We start from the raw sequence: 18,369 nt of genomic DNA, 5'->3' as shown, positions 1-18,369 counted from the left end.
TCAGGCGGTCGCGACAGAGTGCAGCGGGGGCGAGACTTCCGTTTCCGCCCAGCGCGCTTGGAAGGCCGCGTGCGGGATCCCGTCGGTCCACACCCCGTCGATCACGAGTCCCGCAGCGAGCCTGCCGATTTCGTCGGCCGCCATCGCGCCGCGCTCACCCTCGACCGCCACGATCGTGTGCTCGTCCGCCCAATCGATGTAGGGCAACGCCGTCGGGGTCTCGCACACCATGCAGGGGCGGGTGTGCGCGGGACCGAGGGTCTTTCCGGGAAGGAGTTCGGCCAGTAGGTCGAGCGATTCGCGGATGTCCTCCTGCCGGCCTCCCGTGCGAACCCAACGCGCGATCGCCTCCGCGGAATCCAGCGGGTTGTCGAGAAGGCTTCGGCCGGAACACTTCAGATACCACCGGCCGTCGGGGTACTGCAGCGGCGACATGACGATCCCGCCGAAGGTCACTTCCTCGCCGGAGGCCTTCATGTACATCATGGCCGGAATGTCGAACTCGGACGGGTCCGGGACCTCGACGAGGACGACCGTCGCGCCGTAGGTGCGCATGTCCAGCGGCCTCGAGAGGAGACCGCCGACATTGGTCGCGGCGCCCGTCGCGACGACAACCTTTCCGGCACGCCAGGTTTCGCCCCCGCGGGAGGCGACTCGGACCCCCTGAGGGGACCGTTCCACGCTGTCGACCACGTCGCGGACCAGCACGGCGCCCTGCGCGACGGCGGCGGCCAGCTCGGCCTGCACCAGCCCGCGCGGATTCACGATGAAGGCGTCCCGCTGCACGATGCCGACGTGACCGGGCGCGAACCCCAGGTCGGGATACTCCCGCCGCAGCTCTTCGGCACTGAATTGCTCGACCGCGACGTTGAGATCGGCGGCGTTGCCGGCGAGCAGCGCCCGGTTGAACCAGTCGGCGAGCCCGCCGCCCTCGGAGTCGTCGGGCATGACCGTGAGCGATTGCCGCGGAATCGCGAACTCCACACCGGTACGTTCCTGCAGGTCAGGGAAGCGCCGAATCGACCTCATCGCCAGCATCGAGGTCATCAGCGGAACCTCGAGGACGTGCGCCAGCCGCCCCTGGTCGTAGTAGCCGGCCCACACTCCGTCGTGGTCCGCGAACCCCGAGGGCTCGTCCGGTCCGACGACCAGCACCGAGGCGCCGCGTTCACTCAGATGCCGGGCGGTGGCGGCACCGATGGGCCCCGCCCCGACGACGATGACGTCGAAACGACCTTCGTCCTGCATGAATTCTCCTCATCGACTGACCCGGGACAGAGTTCGGCACCCGGAAGGCTCGAGCGCGATGCCACGCGACCGCCAGGCTCTGACAGGCTGGAGCGGTGCGTTCGGCAGCGTGTGACGGAAATCATCCAACGCCGACGCCTCTAAGTCAACAGCATGTGTCGTTAAGGTTTGGTTGCGGAGGAGGAGATGGCGTTGAGCGACAAGCCCGAGCGGGTTCGGACCGGGGGTCGGAGCGAGAAGGTTCGCGTCGCCGTCGGCGAGGCGTGTCTGGGATTCCTCGCCGAAGGTCGCCTCGACTTCACCACCGTCGAGGTCGCCACTCGCGCCGGCGTCAGCCGCAAGACGATCTACCGGTGGTGGCCCACCCACACCGACCTACTCGTCGAGGCGCTGTCGATGCACTTTCGCCAGGTCACCCCGCCGGACACGGGTTCGTGGGAATCCGACGTCCGCGCTTTCGCCGAACAGATCGCCGAATACGCCTCCAGCCCAGTCGAAGTCGCCTCGGCGGCCCTCATGGCGAGCCACCGCTACCCCGATTTCAACAAACTCGTGCTCGGGCAGTACCGCCCCGTGATCGACGCGTGGCAGCAGATGGCGCAGCACGCGATCGACCGTGGCGATGCCAACGCGGACCACACACCGGAGGCTATGGTGAACGCCCTGACCGCGCCCCTGTTCATGGCGCCGATGATGCTCGGTCGCCGATCGTCCGCCGAAGAATTGGAGCAGGTCGTCGGAATCGTGCTGGCCGCCACCCGCCCGCACCCCGCGTCCTGACCGCACCGAATTCGGTACCCTGGTACCAGTCGATAGACATCCGGACGAGCACACCGTACCCGGCCAGCGACAAGACGGTGTTTGGAGAGTTGAAACACCATGGCTTGGATAGTGCTCGTGATCTCCGGCGTCCTGGAGGCGGTGTGGGCCACCGCCCTCGGTAAGTCGGAGGGCTTCACCCGCCTCGGACCGTCGATCATCTTCGGCATCGGCATCGTGCTCAGCATGGCCGGACTCGCCTATGCGATGCGCACGCTACCGATCGGCACGTCGTACGCGGTGTGGGTCGGCATCGGCGCGGCACTGACGGTCGGGTACGCGATGATCACCGGCACCGAGAGCGCGTCGATCGTGAAGATCCTGTTGATCCTCGGCATCGTCGGCTGCGTCATCGGCCTCAGGGCCCTCCACTGACGTCCACGCCACGAACCGAACGGCGCGTTTGGCTGTGTGGCGGAGGTTACAGTAAACGAATGAACCTGGTGTCAGCCTTCACGTTTCCGCTCCGGGCGGGGCTCACCATCGCGGATTCGGCGCTCGAGCTCACCGCGACGGCGTTGGCGACGACGCGCATGGCGCTGACCAGCCCGACGATGACCGGCGTGAGCGCCGCGACTCTCGCCAACCCGCGCGGACCGCTGCAGTTGGTGCAGCAGCTCGCGGCGCTCGCGTCCGACGACCGCCCGCTCGGTCAGGCGCTGCGCCCCGGCGGCCCGCTCGACCGACTGCTGGCGCCGGGCGGCGTCGTGGACCGCCTCACCTCCGACGGCGGCACCCTCGAGCGCCTGTTCGAGCCCGGTGGACCACTCGAGCGGGTGCTGTCGCCGGGTGGCCCTCTCGACAGGGTGCTGGCCGAAAACGGACCACTGGACCGGATCCTGTCGGAGGACGGCCCCCTCGAGCGACTGCTCGCGCCGGGCGGCCTGCTCGATCGCCTCACCGCCGAGGACGGACCGCTCGAGCGGCTCACCGCCGCGGACGGCGCCGTGGAGCGGCTGACCAAGAAGGACGGCATCGTCGACAAGGCGCTCGCCGAGAACGGAATCCTCGAGACACTGCTCGCGGAGGACGGCGCATTCGAGCGACTCATCGCCCAGGGGGGCCCGCTCGATCAGATCGTCGCGCTGTCCGAGACGCTGACGGCGCTGGCGCCGAACCTGCAGCGGATGAGCGCGAGCATCGACCTGCTACAGGAGACCGTCGGCATCCTCAGCGCGGCCGTCGGACCGCTCGGCGACCTGGCCGGACGCCTCCCCGGACGCTGGCTCAAGGGCGGCCGCGGCGGCGATCTAACCCTCGGCCCCACCTGACAGGTGCGCGTCGAAGAACGCGAACACCCGACGCCACGCGTCCTCCGCAGTCTCGTGGTCGAAGCCCATGCCGGCGATCCGCAGCAGGGCGCCCGACGCCCCGCCGGTGACCAGTCGGTTCGCAAAGCTGTGTCCCACACCGGGATACGTTCGGACGTCGCGCTCGACACCGATCCGGCTCAGCGCGGCGTCCAACCGTCGGCCGGCGTTCCACAGCATCGGATCCCGTGACCCGTAGCTGCCGACGATCGGACACGCGCCGCGCAGTGCGTCGTCGACGTGGCGCGGCAGCGCACCGTAGAACGGCGCCGCTGCCGCAAACCCTTTGGGCGCGAGGACCAGCGCGAACCCGCCGCCCATGCAGAAACCGACCACTCCGACACGACCGGTGCAGTCGGGGCGCGCGGCGAGCAGATCGCGGGCGGCGAGCAGATCGTCCACCGCTCGGCCGTGCCCACCGATCAGTTCGCGAAAGACCCGCACGACGCAGCGGGTGCGCCCGCCACGCGCGTACAGATCGGGCGTGAGCGCCAGGTACCCGTTCGACGCGACGCGCGCGGTGATGTCGCGGATGTCGCGGCCGACGCCGAGCGCGTCGTGCACCACGACCACACCCGGCCACGGGCCCGTTCCTGTGTCGTCCGGGGTGTCGAGGACCGCGTCGATCGGACCGTCGGGAGCGGGCACAGTGATGACCGGCATCACCCGAGACTAGGGACCTCGGTCCCGATCGGACCGGGAAATCGTAACGATTGCACCATTATTCGGGTGCTTAGATTCCGGTTGTGTAACCACTTCCTCGAGAAACGTCCTCGAGTCCTTCGCGTCGCTAGCCTGGCCCTTGGCGCGATTGCTCCGTCCCGGATGCCGCGCCGCCGGTTACACCGGTGTCGACGACGCCGGACGGCAGCCGACGTACCTGGAAGGCACGGAAGAAGTCGAATGAGCCCCATCTCGAACCCCCGTCAGACCACCGCGAGCGGCGTCCGCACCGGATCGATCACCACCGAGGAGATCAAGTCCCGCATCGCGGCAATGTTCGGAGACGCACCCGCCGCCCCCCAGGACAAGTAGGGCCGGCACCTCCCCTTCTTTTCGATTCACTCGCCCGTTTCGTCCCCCGCCGGACGTGCTCGGATGTGTGCGCGCTCGCCCTGGCGGCCGAACAATCCGAGGAACTCGACCGGTTCCGCGCCGGCGGCACCGAACCAGTGCGGGACGCGGGTGTCGAACTCGGCGGCCTCGCCCGGTAGCAGCACCAGGTCCTGGTCGCCGAGCACCAACCGCAGGCGCCCGTTGAGCACGTACAGCCACTCGTAGCCGTCGTGCACACGCGGGTCGGGTTCCCGGGTTTCCACGCCACCCGGAATCACGTGCTTGTACGCCTGGATGCCCCCGGGCCGGCGCGTCAGCGGCACGATCGTCAGGTCGCCTCGCCGGATCGGCCGCATGTGGATCCGCGGATCCCCCGTCGGCGGCGCCCCGACCAGTTCGTCGAGCGGCACCCCGTACGCCTTGGCCAGGGGCAACAACAGTTCCAGATTCGGCTTTCGCTGCCCCGATTCGAGCCGCGAGAGCGTGCTGACCGAGATCCCGGTGTCCGTGGACAGCTCTGCCAGCGTCACTCCCCGCAACTGCCGGAGGGTCCGCAGCCGGGGACCGACGGCGTCGAGGATCCGATCCATCTCGTCTGCCATGCCTACAGATTGCCACTTCGGCAAATCTGCTTGCCAGTTTTGGTCGAAGGTCGGCATGGTGGTGGCCTGGACGAGAGCAGGGAGGACGAAGTGAGCGATCGGATGTCCGACGAGTACGACGTGGTGGTGATCGGCGGCGGGGCCGCCGGGCTGGAGGGCGCGCTGATGCTGGCCCGCGCGCGCCGCAGCGTGCTGGTGATCGACGCGGGTGACCCGCGCAACGCCCCGGCCGCCGGGGTGCACGGGTTCCTGTCCCGTGACGGCGTCCCGCCCACCGAGCTGACGGGCATCGGGCGCAACGAGGTGCGCCGCTACGGCGGCCGGATCGTCGAGGGCACGGTCGCCGACGCCCGCCGGGTCGAGGACGGATTCACGGTGACGATCACCGGCGACCGGGTGGTGCGTGCCCGGCGCCTGCTCGTCACCACCGGCCTGGTCGACGAACTGCCGGACGTTCCGGGGGTTCGGGAACGCTGGGGACGCGACGTGCTGCACTGCCCGTACTGCCACGGCTGGGAGATCGCCGACCAACCGGTCGGCGTGCTCGCCACCGGACCGATGTCCGTGCACCAGGCGCTGATGTTCCGGCAGTGGACCGACGACGTCGTCCTGTTCCGGCACACCGGCCCCGAGCCGACCGCCGAGCAGCTCGAACAGCTCGAGGCACGCGGTGTCCCCGTCGTCGAGGGCGTCGTGGACTCGCTGGTGATCGACGACGACCGCCTCACCGGTGTTCGGCTCGCGGACGGCACGGTCGTGGAGCGCGCCGCGCTGGTGGTGGCGCCCCGCTTCGTGGCCCGCGTCGACGCGCTGGCCTCGCTGGGCCTCGAGACCGAAATCGAACCTATGTCCGGCGGACAGTTCGTGCCGGCCGACTGGTCCGGACTGACGAAGGTGCCGGGAGTGTGGGTCGCGGGCAACGTCACCGACATCAAGGCACAGGTACTGGGGGCGGCCGCGGGTGCAGCCCTAGCCACCACCGCACTCAACAACGACCTCATCGTCGAGGACACGAACCGTGCCGTCGCCGAGCTTCGAGCACGGCAGCAGAAGGGAGCCTGAGAATGACCGATATGACCGAGGTGTTCGACGAGGGGTTCTGGAACGAGCGCTACCGTTCGAGCCACCGCCTGTGGAGCGGAAACCCGAATCCCAATCTGGTGAACGAGGTTTCGGACCTCACCACGACGACCGCACTGGACGTCGGCTGCGGTGAGGGCGCCGACGCCATCTGGCTCGCCGGACGGGGTTGGACGGTGACCGCGATCGATCTGTCCATCGTCGCGATCGAGCGCGCCGCCGGTCACGCGGCCGACGCCGGCAGCGACATCGCGGAGCGGATCACGTGGCAGCAGGCGGACCTGCTCGAGTGGAATCCGGGCGCGATGGGGTACGACCTGGTGACCTCGCAGTACGTCCACCTGCCGTCCGGCCAGCGGGAGGTGCTGTTCCGGCACCTCGCGGACCTGGTCGCCCCGGGCGGCACGCTGCTGATCGTGGGCCACCACCCGTCGGACCTGGAGACCAGCATCCCGCGCCCGCCCCGGCCGGAGCTGTTCTTCACCCCGGAAGAGGTTGTGGCACTGCTCGATCCGAAGGAATGGACAGTCGACACCGCGGCCGCGTCGTCGCGCACCGTCCGCCACGGCGACCACGACGTGACCATCCACGACACGGTCGTGCGGGCGCACCGGGCGGGCTGATCCGGGATCGGTTTCGTGCCGGGCCCGCGCCCAGGGCTCGGCACCGACCGAAAACAGGTAGTGACCCCGGGGCGAACAGGTAGTTCTGACGGTGCCCAAGCGTGCCCAGCCGCGGCAATCTGGAGTTGTTCGGATCGACACGAGGAGAACGGCTCATGATGCGGCGGGGACGCAAGACACTGATCGCGCTCGACAGCGGCGACTGGTGCTTCGGCAGGATCGTGGGGCGCCGCCACGGCGGGTCCGGCGTCCGCGTCCAGCTCCTCGAAGGCGGCGCCGGGGAGAAGTACCCGACGTTCACCATCGCCGACGCGAAAGCAGGGGACGGTTTCGCCCTGTGAAATAAATGCGCCTTTCCCCAGGCGCATGCCAATGATGTGAAAAGGGCCCTCGCCTGCGTATTGCCGGCGAGGGCCTTCCCCGTGCAGGCCCCGGCGAGGAGTGGAACGACGTCCGTCACGGCGGCGACGGTAATGTTGTTCCGTTGCGAAAGGGAGGCGGCACGGATGCCCCACGTCCAGGACAGACGGTCACGTAGCCGGACCGGTGTCACCACTGTGACGGCGTGGACCTTGGTTGCGATGGGCACCTTCGGCGTCCTCGGAAGCATCGAATTCCACCGAGGCAGCGATGCGGCCCCGTGGGGGATCGCCGGGCTCGTCGCCGGAGGCCACCTGCTCGGCGCTCGACGTCGCCGCGCATCTGCCGCTGCCGCCCAAGTTGCTGCCCGCGCCGAGGGTAAGAACCTGCTCGACCTCGACCGCGATGGCGGGCGCCGGTAGCTCGCCGGGCAGCGGTGCCGGGCGCGTTCCGACGCGCCGTTCCTTCCCGCATGTTGGGATGGCACGTTTCTGAAATTCCAGTTTCCTTAGGCCTCCTCAATGCCCGGTTGTCGTGCGTCTTTCTAGTCGGAGCGTTGCGCCCGCTCGGCCAAATGGTCGGGTGTTTGTTTGAAATTCCTTCTGACCTGCGACGACGCGCCGAATGTACCTGTCAGTAGGAGTGACTTTCCTGGATTGCTATGCCTATCGTCTCCACGTCGCCCGCCCCCTTGGGTGACGTTCGTGGCTTCGTTTCCCCCAGCGTGAAGCCACGTGGGTGCGCCGGCCCTACACCGGGGGTCGGCGCACCCGCCCCGACGCACGACATCTCCTCACGAAGGGCGAGACGGAATGCTCACAACCGTTGCGATCATGGTGGCTCTCATCGTTGCAACGGGTGGCGTGGCCGTGGCGGCGATCGCCTTTCCGCGGAAGCCGCGGATCCCTCGAACACGGGATCGCAAGAGGTTTCTCGGTCTCGGTTCACGACCGGAGTGATGATACGAAAAGACCCTTCACCAGCATTGCCACTGGTGAAGGGTCTTCTATTCGAAGCCCGCTGTCAGGATTGAACTGACTACCGCTCGCTTACAAGGCGCCCAGATAGGTGAAGCACAGCGGAGCGCAACATGCTGACCTGGTCTTTCAGGAAGCTGGGCGAAGCCAACGACAGCCCAGCGATGCGGAAGTTGCGACAACCGTGTGACAACTTCCTGGGGATTCCGCAGGCGACCAACGTAAGTGTGGGCAAAGCGTGGGCAAAACCAGGGAGGGGACGGAAGCTCGGTCTGGCCCTATCCGCTGCTGTCGCAGACACCATCGCCCGGAATAAATCGACCGATCGGTCTGATTGAATCCCGGTCATGAATGCGTCGAAGCGTGCGTACGAGACAATCAGCAAGTCGATCCTGGCGGTAGCGCTCGCCGTCTCCGCCGTGTTTGTATTCCTGCTGTTCGCCGACGTCCATGCCGGGCCGTTCAACTGTGGCCCCGGGGCAGCTACCACTCGCAACTTGGACCCGGGGCTTGAGCTCCGCATGTGCACCGACGCTGTCAGCACTCGGCAGATGTGGCTGGCGGTGCTGTTTGTGGTGATTGCGGCACTCTTCGTTGTCCGCAGAATCGTCGTGCAGTCCATGCACAGCATCGATGGCGGCCATGACCGCCAGGAGAAGCAGGATCGGCGCGATGACCGTGCGCGCGCTCTCGCGCGCCGGTTCCGGCGCTAGCGGTGATCCCATATCGGATGATCGGCACTAGCTGTACTGCCCGGAGACGTTGATCAATCGTGAGAACGGCGGCTGGTTGCCGCACGCCGTGTGCGGGCGATGCTGGTTGTACTGGTGCAACCACGCCCCAAGCGCTCCCCGCCGCTCTTGTTCTGAGGTGTAGCAGCGGGCGTAGACCCATCCGTCGGCCATAGTGCGGTGAAAGCGCTCCACCTTTCCATTTGCCTGTGGCCGATACGGCAGAACCCGCTCGATCGTGACGCCGCGGTCGGCGAACCATTCAACTGCCCGGCGCAGAACGGCGACGGCGGTGACGGCTGTCTCATCATCGTGGACCTCGGTGTATGCCACCCGGGAGTGATCATCGAGAACTGTGTGCACGAAGGCGTACCCGAGCTTCGGGTTGCGCCATTTGTTCTTCGGCTTGCCAGGGGTGGCTGCGCGGTTGCGGTTGCTTTGGGGGCGGCCGACGTAGCGCCAGCCGCCGCCGTCTGAGATGTTCCCGAGCTTCTTCACGTCCACATGGACGAGCGATCCCGGGTGGTCGTGCTCGTACCGGCGAATTGGCTCGCCGGTCGCGCGGTCCATCTAGGACAGCCGATTCAGACGCGCCGAGCACAGGATGCGCTGCACCGTAGACGGGGCGACGCCCAGCCTGCTCGCGAGTTGAACCGGGCCTTCGCGCAGCCGCATCGCAGGCTCACACAAAGCTCCGTCACGGCCTTGCCCGTCTTGTTCGGCGATGTTCTCGGCCGCGAGGAGCGATCGTGCATCGGCTCACCGGCGAGGTAGCGATCGACCCAGCGCTTCACGGTCGGCCAGGACACCTGGAAACGGGCGGTGACCTCGCTGATCGGCCACCCCTCCTCTACGACGAGACGGGCGACCTTGAGGCGGTGTCTTGGCGTGAACGCGCCATGGGGGTGTGTCATGAGATCTTTCGGAATGGAAGAGGGCCAGCCACTTCGGCTGGCCCTCTTCAGGTCTGTCTGCGGTTCAGTTAGCTGGGGAAGTCGCTGCTGCGGCGAGGATGTGGGCGAGGTCGCCGGGGCGGCTCCACATGGGCCAATGCCCGGTCGGGAGGTCGATGAGGTCAACATGGTCGAGGTTTGACACCTCGGCGAACATGGGATGACCCGCGTTGGCCAACTCCATTATCTGCGCGCTCGGGATCGAGCAGCACACCAGAGTGGTCGGGACCGCCAGACGCGCATCGTTGGTGAGCTTCACTTGCTGGCGCAGCACGGGACCGGGTTCCGGAACGGCCCTGGCTCGAAAGCGCTCGAGAGCCTCAGTGCTCAGGCCCTCGAGGCTGGCCTGCTGCCCGAGCGCGTCGAAGGGCGGCAGGGGAAACTCGTCCAGATCCTCGGGCGCATCCGGGGCGAAGACACTGCCGGACGCGACGGGCCCACTATCGACCCACACCACTCGGCGGACGCGTTCAGGATGCTGATCGAGCACAAGGCTTACCGGCGCATTGGCTCCGCTGTGCGCCACGATGACTACCGGCTGGGCCTCGGAGGCCTCAGCCTGGGTCATAGTCTGCTCGATCGCCGTCGCCTGGTCATCGAGCGTCCTGGACGCCCGCTCGGGGTCCCGCTCATCGAGGCCGGGAAGCGTCATCGGGATGGTTCGCCAGCCGTCAGCGGTCAAGTGTTCCAGCACCTCGTCCCATGCCCAAGCCCCCAGCCAATGGCCGGCGATCAGGATGATGGTCGGGTTACTCGCGTTTGTCGTCACACCACGATGCTCTCAAGCCTCCAGGACAAGGGCATGTCACCATTTTGGCATGATTTTTTGCCGGGATGAGAAGTGAAGAGAACGGAACGGCTCCACGCCCTGTCCGAGATGCTGCGACGCAGCGGACCGCGTGGATGCACTGCTGAGCGACTGGCAAATGAGTTCGGCGTGTCCGTACGGACGGTCAAGAGAGACCTCACCGCGCTCGAGAACAGTGGCGCGCTGCTCTGGTCGCGTCCGGGCCCCGGCGGCGGCTACGGGCTAGTCGCCCGAAGCACCCTGCCACCGGTCAGCCTGACCCCCGCGCAGGCAGTGGCGCTGCTCACGGCAGTCTCTGCTGCACCCGATGCCCCCTACGCCGATCTCGCCTCGGCGGGCGTTCGGAAGATCATGGACGTACTTGATCCACGGACTCGGGCGAAGGCCGATGAGCTGGCCAGTCGCGTCTGGGTCAACGCGCCTCCTACTCCGCGCACGATCAAGTCAGCGCTGGAGGAAGCGATGGCCGAGCAGCGGGTGGTGCGTATCCGCTACACCTCGCGTGACGGCAACAAGACCGCCCGCGACGTAGAACCGGTGATGTTCGCCTCCAGGAACGGCCATTGGTACCTGATCGGCTGGTGCAGGCTACGCAGCGATATGCGGTGGTTCCTCGTGTCCCGTATCGAGCACGCCAGTGCAACCAAGATTGCCTGCACCGGCCACGAAATTGACGAGATCGGCATCCCCCCAGCGACAGCACGACCGGTGAATGGCCAAGGTGAGTGACGCACTCGATCAAACGTCTCCGGTCAGTACAACTAGCGGTCGCGATCCACTCAGGACCGAGTGGGCTTACGCGAAACCGGCACTTTCGGCAGTCGGTGGATAGCGCCAAGAGCTCAACCTGCATAAATCAGACTTATCCGACCGTTCTGATTTGTTGAATTCGGACATGACCGTCAACCAGCAAGCGATCTTCAAAGGCCTGTTCACGTGGCTATGGCTCCTCTGCGGCTTGGGGCTGGCAGTCCAGCTCTTCGAGTTTGCGAACGCCCCGGAGATCTGCACTTCAAACCCGTTGAGCACGTATGCAAGCGAAACGTGCTACACGAGCACGCCGACCGCATTTGGGGGAGGCCTCATAGTGGTGACAGTTCTTGGGCTTGTGAGCGTGTCTGTTGCACACAACGTCGTCAAGAGGGCGGCGAACCCGCCCGCCGCACGCGCCGCGCTATCAGACAAGACGCCGGCAACTCCTACTGAACCGCCAGCGATGAGCGCGCCAGCCAAGCGCTCCGATGGACCGTCTTCAAGGAGGCTGTGGGCGTGGAGTAGCGCCTCCGAGGTGCGCCTGGCTCTGGTGACTGTGGCCACGTGTGCGGTGATTGCCATCGTCATCATCGCGATCGCGCTCTCCGTGTAGCCGAGGAGTCCAGATGAAGCGACTGATGACCCCGCCCATCGCGGTCCTGATCGTGTTCACCGACCTAGCTGCCGCGCTGCTCGCGAACGATTTCACACCGAAGCGCGCCGCGGTGTGGGGCACCGCGTGGGCGATCACAGCCGCCGCGATCCTGCGCCACGAGCTCAAGCGCCCGGGCGCCCGACACGAGCAAGAGCTATGACAGACGCGGCTACCTACCAGAGCCGGACGCGAAGGTCGGCCGCAACTTCGGGTGGCTGCCCGGGACGATGGACGCGTGGTATGCCAACCGGCCCGGCCGAGGCACGCGTACGGACCTGGACGGTGAGGAATGAGGAATCAAGGCAGGGCCGCCGACCTCATCGCCGGCGCCCGTCGTCACTGAGCTTCCGCAGCGGCCGCGGAGATCGCCGCGCGGACGGACGTGCAGAACGATCTCGATCTCGATGGCGACGGCTCGGGCCTGTACGGGCAGCATCGGCCGGGAAGCTGACTGTCGGACCCCGCGCGTACGTTGCGCCTCGTGACTCGCTTGTCCTTCGAGCCACCCGAGCGCCCCGAGTGATCCTCGGGGCGCTCGCGGTTCAGGGAAGGTAACGGTTACCTCAGTTCTCAACCGCGCTGACGCTGTCCGCCATAGTCTTCGAGATGCGGCCCGGCCACATCGCCGCTGCGATTCGCATACGGCCGCGGTCCGCGGCAACACCGATGTTGCCTACTGGTGGAGCCTGCGGGCGTAGACGGCACTGCGCCCTAGACCCCGCGCGTGGTGCCGTCTTCGCATGTTGGAAGTTCGTCCGCTTCACGTTGATCCATACGGCCCGATATGGTCGATATGCGACTGTGCCACAGCGCATTGAAGACCCCGCACTACCCCTTGGTGCGGGGTCTTTCGCTATTCCAGGCACGATTGGACGCGAGTAGCGTCACCCTTGCGGCCCAGCCACAACGCACGCGGCACGGTGCTTTCGAATTTGGGCCGCGCTCGCGACGTCGCGGTGCAGGGCGGCGTGTGCGGGCTTCAATGGGGCGGCACCGTGTCGGGTTTCAATCGGTGCCGCTTCCGCGTTCCGTAGTCGAACGATCTGTGAGTGTCACCCTCGCCAACGGTGCGGGAAGCGTCGGTGTTGGCGCCCACCGATAACGCATCCTCCGTGAGCGACGACCTGCGCAACGCCAAACACATCGTGCGCGGTGGAGTTGTGGGGGACGAGCGGCACCGTCTGTCAGGCTGAGCCTCCTCGGTGCCGTTCCGAATTTGCCTGTCGTGACTGAGATGGTTGCGCCCGAAGTCGAACCGCTTCTGACCAGCAGTAACGCGCTGATACTCCCTGTAGTGGCAGAGGCGTTGATGGGTCGGCGTGCCTGGCACCTCCGTGTAGCCCACCCGGAATGGGTACTGAAGTAGGTAGTTCAGCGGATGCTTACGTGCTTGCCCGGCGGGATCCTGAGGTTGTCAAACCCCGCGAACTCAGGAGTAAACCCGATGATGGTCCGCCGGCAACGCAAGACGTTCGTCTCGCTCGATAATGGCGTGTGGTGCCCTGCTCGGATCGTTGGGCCGCAGTGCAAGGAATCGGGCGTCCGCGTTCGGCCGCTGCCGCACAGGTCCCGTGGTGGTATGCCCGTATTCGAGGTAGCCGCACGCGACAGCGGGATCGGGTTCGCGCTCTAGTAGGCAGCCCAATGCAGGAGTCGTTCGATGATGTGGTTCAGCCTGAAGCCCGTCGCCGAAGACGGTGCGATCCGGTCGGTTCGATCCGGGTTGATCGATGGGAAGCAGCTGGCCGGATCGGTCATTGCCGTCCGCCCGATATCGCAGGGCCTACACAGCCTGGAACACAGCCCGCGGCAGATGGTGGTCATAGCTCTCGACAATGGGCAGTGGTGCTTCGCCTGGCTCATCGGCGGACACGCCGAGTTGGGTGCCCGAGCCAGGATCTTCGGCCGCCCTGCAGGCGAGAAGTACCCGATATTCACTCTGATCAGGCAAGACGCGGGGGAACTCCAACTCCTGCGCACGCCACACCTCAATAGGGCTACCAAAGAAACGTGAAAAGCCCTGACCTGGAAAGAGATCCGGGTCGGGGCTTCGTCGATTGCTCGGGCGATCCATTGGCGTCGTTCGCCGGTAGTGTCCCGCTCGCACCACCCCAGTCGGTGCACCCACGGCCTCGCCTATCCAGCGCAGCCGGGCGGGGCCGCGGCATCCAGGCTTCTCGGCGACCCGCGCCCGGACCGCCCTTGCGCGGCATCACGTATCGGTTCACATGAACCTCAGCCGACTGATTCCGACCAGTACGTTGATCGGATGTACATCCTTGCCCCGGCCTGGCGGCAACCCTAGGGTTCCCGCTGCGCAGACCGTCTACCAGGCCACCGGAGGATTCGAGGCGTTCCTAACCCTGGCCGAAGCCTGGCACCGGCGCGTAGTGACTGATGAGGTGGTCGGCCACGCCTTCCGCAAAGGAGTACATCCCGAGCACACCCGCAGGCTGGCGGCCTACTGGGCGGAGTCGTTGGGAGGCCCCCGGCTCTACTCGGAATCGGTGGGCGACGGGAGTTCAGTGATCCGGATGCACAGCGGTAACGGGGAACACGAGGAGATGAACCGGCGCGCGATCGCCTGCTTCGACGGCGCTCCGGAAGACGCGGGCCTGGATGCCGACGAGCGCTTGCGCAGTACACTCCACGACTATTTCGTCTGGGCCACCGCTGAGATGACCCGTTATCCGCACAGCGCTCAGGACGTCCCGGCGGGTCTGAAGGTGCCGGCCTGCTCCTGGGACTGTCGTCTCCTGACGGACTTCTCCCACCCGGAGTGACAGTTACTCAGCGGGGACCAAGTCCTCGGGCTTCATCGGGAACGCGTAGCGGTCCAGCGCGTCCTCCACAGCTTCGATCACGAACCGGTCGTCATTCTCGGCGACGATGGTGAACTGGGATCCCCCTCGGGGCGGATGCACGCAGTCGCCGATCTGCACTGTCGAACCTCTCGAGAACTCGACTGGCAAAGAATCGGATCGAGCCTGCACTACATCCGTCGCCAGCGCTCCTCGAAGCCGAGCGGCCCGTCATGCGCTGGCACGTACAGGATCTCGCCGCACGTCCTGCATTCGCAGGTGCGGTGGCCGCCTGTGTCGGAGCATCCAAACGCCATCCAGCCGACGACGCAGTCCGCGCGCCGAGTGAATCGCCGTTCGGACAGAACCTGGGTGCGCGTTCGTAGCTCGGCGCACCATCGATTTGTACACACGCTACGAACCCGTCAGTTCGAACACCTGCCGCCACGCCATACAAGCCGGAAGCCGGCGCGTTTGGCGTTTCAGTATCCGGGCGATCTCAGCGATGGGGCTAGGCGGGCGAGGCGTAGCTGCGGGGAACGCCACACTCTCTGCCATTTCAGACAAATGTGACCTACCGGTCTGATATGAACCGGCATGACAGATGGGGCATCCGCCAGCTGGAATAAGGAAGATCGTTGACCTACACGCCGCCACCGCCGAACTATTACCCGCCGCAGCAGTGGCCACCACCGCAGCCGCCCAAAAAGAAGAACAACGTGCTGCCGTCGATCTTTGCGGCGATTGGCGTCATCACTGTGCTCTTCATCATCCTCGGAGCCTGTGACGATTCCGGCGGGTCCAACTCATCAGCCAGCTCTCGGACGAGGATCAGTCCCGATTCGGCGACAACGGTTGAGCGAGCACCAAAGCAATCGGTAGCGGGTCCGCGGGAAACGCTCACCTTCGAGGGCGGTCTAACCGCAACGGTCAGCAGCGTGACCACGGGCACCTCAACTAACCGGTTCGACCACGACGGCCCCATCACTGTCATCCAGTTCGAGCTTCGCAACGCTGGCACGAAGACGTTCGATGCTGCTGACTGGTGGGCTCCGTATCTGAACTACGGTCCGCGAGGCCTTATCGCCGAGGAGATCTCCGTTGCCGGCACCGTGAATGGCATCAAGCCGGATTTATGGAAGGGCAGTGGACTGATTCCTCCTGGCGGTGTGGTGACTGTGAGTAGTGCATATGGCGTGACGCTGCCTGAGATGTCGCCCGCGACCATCACTCCTCGTTGGGAGGGTCGCTTGTTGTGGTCGGGCGATTTCGCCGCTGAGTTCTCGACCCCATAGTTCGTGTACTCGGTCGAAGTCGATGGTGTCGTCGAGGAGGACCCAAGACCGACAGATCGGCGCACACTTCCGCTCACGCCGGCGCTGAATAAGTCGCTCGAGTCCGCACTGAAGCGTCAGGCCGAGAAGAGACTGGCGCTCGGCGAGGCCTACAGGACCGGGCACATACGAAGCTCGCTGCGCGAGATTGCAGTCGCTTGTGACAACTCGTGACAATTTCGGGAACTCGTGAGCAACGAAAAAGGCTCCTCACCGGCCAACTAGCTGGTGAGGAGCTGTCTCGGTGGAGCCCCCTGTCAGGATTGAACTGACGACCGCTCGCTTACAAGGCGAGTGCTCTACCACTGAGCTAAGGAGGCAGTCGAGCGCGCCCATCATATCCATACCCACCGGTGGTGCGCGTAACCGTGCCTCGACCGCCCGTTTTGGTTAGCGTTGTCGCATGCGCATCTCGGAGATCGCCACGATTCTCGCGTGGCACGACGCTCTCAACTCGTCCGACATCGACACGCTCCTCGCCGTCTCGAGCGACGACATCGAACTGGGAGGTTCGGAGGGCGCCGCGCAGGGCCTGACCGCGCTGCGGGAATGGGCCGAATCGTCGGGCCTTACACTGGTCCCCGGCCGGATGTTCATGCACGACGGCGTCGTCGTGGTCGAGGAGCAGGCCACCCGGGCGGACAAGCCGGACGTGTCTCGGACCGTGGGCACCGCCTTCCGCGTCGTGAACGATCAGGTGACCGCCGTCTTCCGGCACGACACGCTCGAATCCGCACTGGAGGCCACCGATCTCACCGAGAAGGATCTCGTCACCGACATCTGACGTCCGCCGGTTCGCGGCGTCGGTCGGAAGTCTCGTCAAGGACCGTCGGGCGACGGTCGACACGGTCACGGCGGCCCCTACACCGCTGCAGCCGATCGACCTCACCGACGATGCACGCGTCGCCGAGGTACTCGACCTCGCGGTCCGCATCGGCGACCTGCTGCTGGCGTCGGGCACCTCCGCGGTGGACACGGCCACGCAGGTCCGGTTCGTCGCCGCGACGTACGGGTTGGCGCAGTGTGACGTCGACGTCACCTACAACTCGATCGTGGTCTCCGCGCACCGCGGGCCGCTGATCCCTCCGGCGAGCACGATGCGCATCGTGCACTACCGGTCGATGGACTTCACCCGCCTCGCCGCCGCCGACCGTCTCACCCGCAGGATCCGACTCGAGGCGATCACCCCGGCACAGGCGCACGCCGCCCTCGACTCGATCGTCTCCGCACCGCACCCGTACAACCGCTGGGTCGCGACGCTCGGCTGGGCCGGCCTGGCCGCCGCGGTCGCCGTCCTGCTCGGTGCTGGGCCGTTCATCACGGTCGTCGCGTTCCTCACCACCGTGGTGATCGACCGCGTCAACCGGGTCCTCAACCAGTTCGGGCTGCCGTACTTCTTCCAGCAGATGATGGGCGGGCTGATCGCAGCCGCGCCGGCGACGGCGCTGTACACGGTCCAGGATCATCTCGGCGTCGTGGTCAGACCGTCGCTGATCATCGCGGCGGGGGTCGTGGTGCTGCTGTCGGGGCTGTCGCTGGTCGGTTCGGTGCAGGACGCGATCACCGGTGCGCCGATCACCGCGTCCGCCCGGTTCTTCGAGGTCGTGATGATGACCGGTGGAATCATCGCCGGCGTCGCGCTGTCGCTACGGGTCGCGGGCGCGCTCGGTGCGGACCTGCCGCTGATCAGCAACGCCGCTCCGCCGGACATCACGCAGCTTCCGGTCAAGGTGATCGCGGGCGCGCTGGCGTCGATGTTCTACGCGCTCGCCTGTTACGCCGAGCGACGGGCGCTGACGGCGGCCGGCCTGGGCGGCGCCGCCGGTCTGCTCTTCTTCGTGATCGCCCAGAGCATGGGGATCGGCCCGGTGATCTCGTCGGCGATCGCGGCGACGGTGATCGGTTTCGCCGGTGGCCTGATGGCACGACGGGCGCTGACCCCGCCGCTCGTCGTCGCCGTGGCCGGCATCACGCCGCTGCTGCCCGGCCTGTCTCTGTATCGCGGGCTGTACGCGATGTTGAACGACGAGGTGATCGTGGGCCTCACCGCCCTGCTGGGCGCATTCGGTATCGGATGCGCGCTGGCGGCGGGCGTCACACTCGGGGAATGGGGCGCACGGACGCTGCGTCGCCCACCACGGCGGCGGAATACGACGTTGCGCCGAAACACGACACTGCGCCGCCCGAGGTTCGGGCGACGCAGTGTCGTGATGAGCGGTTCCGCCTCCGACTCCGTGACGCGGGACATCACGTAGCCGA

At 66.4% G+C, this 18,369-nt stretch carries 22 protein-coding genes, 1 tRNA gene, 1 pseudogene and 1 riboswitch; of the genes and pseudogenes, 17 read left to right on the top strand and 7 right to left on the bottom strand.

The window, feature by feature from the left end:
* Positions 1 to 1,248, bottom strand: coding sequence for an NAD(P)/FAD-dependent oxidoreductase (locus ACQ5DX_RS01365; protein WP_430330907.1), 1,248 nt, complete (start codon positions 1,246 to 1,248; stop codon positions 1 to 3).
* A gap of 192 nt (positions 1,249 to 1,440) precedes the next feature.
* On the opposite strand from ACQ5DX_RS01365, the gene ACQ5DX_RS01360 reads away from it, so the two are divergent.
* The 3 genes from ACQ5DX_RS01360 (at position 1,441) to ACQ5DX_RS01350 (ending at position 3,338) form a co-directional block, all read left to right on the top strand.
* Positions 1,441 to 2,028: a TetR-like C-terminal domain-containing protein gene (locus ACQ5DX_RS01360; RefSeq protein WP_430330906.1), complete on the top strand. Its 588-nt coding sequence runs from the start codon at positions 1,441 to 1,443 to the stop codon at positions 2,026 to 2,028.
* Between the two features lie 23 nt (positions 2,029 to 2,051).
* Positions 2,052 to 2,112, top strand: a riboswitch (guanidine-III (ykkC-III) riboswitch).
* 15 nt (positions 2,113 to 2,127) lie between these two features.
* The gene (locus tag ACQ5DX_RS01355) at positions 2,128 to 2,442 is read left to right on the top strand and encodes a DMT family transporter (protein WP_430330905.1); all 315 of its coding nucleotides are present in this window, start codon (positions 2,128 to 2,130) and stop codon (positions 2,440 to 2,442) included.
* Positions 2,443 to 2,501: 59 nt separating this feature from the next.
* Entirely contained in the window at positions 2,502 to 3,338 is an 837-nt protein-coding gene (locus ACQ5DX_RS01350) for an ABC transporter (RefSeq protein ID WP_430330904.1), read from the top strand.
* Here the strand turns inward: ACQ5DX_RS01350 and ACQ5DX_RS01345 are convergent.
* Complete coding sequence (locus ACQ5DX_RS01345; RefSeq protein ID WP_430330903.1) at positions 3,318 to 4,040, bottom strand: dienelactone hydrolase family protein; 723 nt, start codon at positions 4,038 to 4,040, stop codon at positions 3,318 to 3,320. The two genes, ACQ5DX_RS01350 and ACQ5DX_RS01345, sit on opposite strands and share 21 nt — an antisense overlap.
* A gap of 240 nt (positions 4,041 to 4,280) precedes the next feature.
* Here ACQ5DX_RS01345 and ACQ5DX_RS01340 point away from each other — a divergent pair, with 240 nt between their 5' ends.
* Positions 4,281 to 4,412 (top strand): hypothetical protein, encoded by a 132-nt coding sequence (locus ACQ5DX_RS01340; protein WP_430330902.1) that lies wholly within the window; start codon positions 4,281 to 4,283, stop codon positions 4,410 to 4,412.
* Positions 4,413 to 4,438: 26 nt separating this feature from the next.
* On the opposite strand, the gene ACQ5DX_RS01335 is transcribed toward ACQ5DX_RS01340, so the two are convergent.
* Positions 4,439 to 5,035, bottom strand: coding sequence for a helix-turn-helix domain-containing protein (locus ACQ5DX_RS01335; RefSeq protein WP_430330901.1), 597 nt, complete (start codon positions 5,033 to 5,035; stop codon positions 4,439 to 4,441).
* 102 nt (positions 5,036 to 5,137) lie between these two features.
* On the opposite strand from ACQ5DX_RS01335, the gene ACQ5DX_RS01330 reads away from it, so the two are divergent.
* The 5 genes from ACQ5DX_RS01330 (at position 5,138) to ACQ5DX_RS01310 (ending at position 8,788) form a co-directional block, all read left to right on the top strand.
* Positions 5,138 to 6,097 (top strand): NAD(P)/FAD-dependent oxidoreductase, encoded by a 960-nt coding sequence (locus tag ACQ5DX_RS01330; RefSeq protein ID WP_430335513.1) that lies wholly within the window; start codon positions 5,138 to 5,140, stop codon positions 6,095 to 6,097.
* Positions 6,098 to 6,099: 2 nt separating this feature from the next.
* The gene (locus tag ACQ5DX_RS01325; protein ID WP_430330900.1) at positions 6,100 to 6,738 is read left to right on the top strand and encodes a class I SAM-dependent methyltransferase; all 639 of its coding nucleotides are present in this window, start codon (positions 6,100 to 6,102) and stop codon (positions 6,736 to 6,738) included.
* A 155-nt stretch (positions 6,739 to 6,893) separates the two neighbouring features.
* Positions 6,894 to 7,079 (top strand): enoyl-CoA hydratase, encoded by a 186-nt coding sequence (locus ACQ5DX_RS01320; protein ID WP_430330899.1) that lies wholly within the window; start codon positions 6,894 to 6,896, stop codon positions 7,077 to 7,079.
* Between the two features lie 216 nt (positions 7,080 to 7,295).
* The gene (locus ACQ5DX_RS01315) at positions 7,296 to 7,520 is read left to right on the top strand and encodes a hypothetical protein (protein ID WP_430330898.1); all 225 of its coding nucleotides are present in this window, start codon (positions 7,296 to 7,298) and stop codon (positions 7,518 to 7,520) included.
* A gap of 902 nt (positions 7,521 to 8,422) precedes the next feature.
* Positions 8,423 to 8,788, top strand: a complete 366-nt coding sequence (locus ACQ5DX_RS01310) for a hypothetical protein (RefSeq protein WP_430330897.1) — start codon at positions 8,423 to 8,425, stop codon at positions 8,786 to 8,788.
* A 27-nt stretch (positions 8,789 to 8,815) separates the two neighbouring features.
* Here ACQ5DX_RS01310 and ACQ5DX_RS01305 read toward each other — a convergent pair.
* Positions 8,816 to 9,720 (bottom strand): annotated as a pseudogene (locus ACQ5DX_RS01305) (integrase core domain-containing protein).
* Between the two features lie 64 nt (positions 9,721 to 9,784).
* Complete coding sequence (locus ACQ5DX_RS01300) at positions 9,785 to 10,528, bottom strand: alpha/beta fold hydrolase (RefSeq protein ID WP_430330896.1); 744 nt, start codon at positions 10,526 to 10,528, stop codon at positions 9,785 to 9,787.
* Positions 10,529 to 10,600: 72 nt separating this feature from the next.
* On the opposite strand from ACQ5DX_RS01300, the gene ACQ5DX_RS01295 reads away from it, so the two are divergent.
* The 5 genes from ACQ5DX_RS01295 (at position 10,601) to ACQ5DX_RS01275 (ending at position 14,758) form a co-directional block, all read left to right on the top strand.
* Complete coding sequence (locus tag ACQ5DX_RS01295; RefSeq protein ID WP_430330895.1) at positions 10,601 to 11,296, top strand: helix-turn-helix transcriptional regulator; 696 nt, start codon at positions 10,601 to 10,603, stop codon at positions 11,294 to 11,296.
* A 166-nt stretch (positions 11,297 to 11,462) separates the two neighbouring features.
* On the top strand, positions 11,463 to 11,933 hold the full coding sequence (locus ACQ5DX_RS01290; protein ID WP_430330894.1) for a hypothetical protein: 471 nt from the start codon (positions 11,463 to 11,465) through the stop codon (positions 11,931 to 11,933).
* Between the two features lie 13 nt (positions 11,934 to 11,946).
* A complete protein-coding gene (locus tag ACQ5DX_RS01285) occupies positions 11,947 to 12,135 on the top strand; it encodes a hypothetical protein (RefSeq protein ID WP_430330893.1) in 189 nt (62 codons plus the stop codon).
* 1,500 nt (positions 12,136 to 13,635) lie between these two features.
* On the top strand, positions 13,636 to 13,989 hold the full coding sequence (locus ACQ5DX_RS01280; protein WP_430330892.1) for a hypothetical protein: 354 nt from the start codon (positions 13,636 to 13,638) through the stop codon (positions 13,987 to 13,989).
* A gap of 214 nt (positions 13,990 to 14,203) precedes the next feature.
* Complete coding sequence (locus tag ACQ5DX_RS01275) at positions 14,204 to 14,758, top strand: group II truncated hemoglobin (RefSeq protein WP_430330891.1); 555 nt, start codon at positions 14,204 to 14,206, stop codon at positions 14,756 to 14,758.
* A 3-nt stretch (positions 14,759 to 14,761) separates the two neighbouring features.
* On the opposite strand, the gene ACQ5DX_RS01270 is transcribed toward ACQ5DX_RS01275, so the two are convergent.
* Complete coding sequence (locus tag ACQ5DX_RS01270; protein WP_430330890.1) at positions 14,762 to 14,917, bottom strand: hypothetical protein; 156 nt, start codon at positions 14,915 to 14,917, stop codon at positions 14,762 to 14,764.
* A 497-nt stretch (positions 14,918 to 15,414) separates the two neighbouring features.
* Between ACQ5DX_RS01270 and ACQ5DX_RS01265 the strand changes: the two genes are divergently transcribed.
* Entirely contained in the window at positions 15,415 to 16,071 is a 657-nt protein-coding gene (locus ACQ5DX_RS01265) for a hypothetical protein (RefSeq protein WP_430330889.1), read from the top strand.
* 284 nt (positions 16,072 to 16,355) lie between these two features.
* Here ACQ5DX_RS01265 and ACQ5DX_RS01260 read toward each other — a convergent pair.
* A tRNA-Thr gene (locus ACQ5DX_RS01260) sits at positions 16,356 to 16,430 on the bottom strand.
* Positions 16,431 to 16,513: 83 nt separating this feature from the next.
* Here ACQ5DX_RS01260 and ACQ5DX_RS01255 point away from each other — a divergent pair.
* On the top strand, positions 16,514 to 16,894 hold the full coding sequence (locus ACQ5DX_RS01255) for a nuclear transport factor 2 family protein (protein WP_430330888.1): 381 nt from the start codon (positions 16,514 to 16,516) through the stop codon (positions 16,892 to 16,894).
* Entirely contained in the window at positions 16,875 to 18,365 is a 1,491-nt protein-coding gene (locus tag ACQ5DX_RS01250; RefSeq protein WP_430335512.1) for a threonine/serine ThrE exporter family protein, read from the top strand. The genes ACQ5DX_RS01255 and ACQ5DX_RS01250 overlap by 20 nt, the downstream gene beginning before the upstream one ends.
* The last annotated feature ends 4 nt before the right edge of the window (positions 18,366 to 18,369 follow it).

Origin of the sequence: Rhodococcus sp. ACT016, from assembly GCF_050477185.1 — a bacterium.
Taxonomy (GTDB): Bacteria; Actinomycetota; Actinomycetes; order Mycobacteriales; family Mycobacteriaceae; genus Prescottella.
The sequence above is the reverse complement of the archived record's forward strand: the minus strand, read 5'-3'. Positions and strand labels throughout refer to the sequence as shown.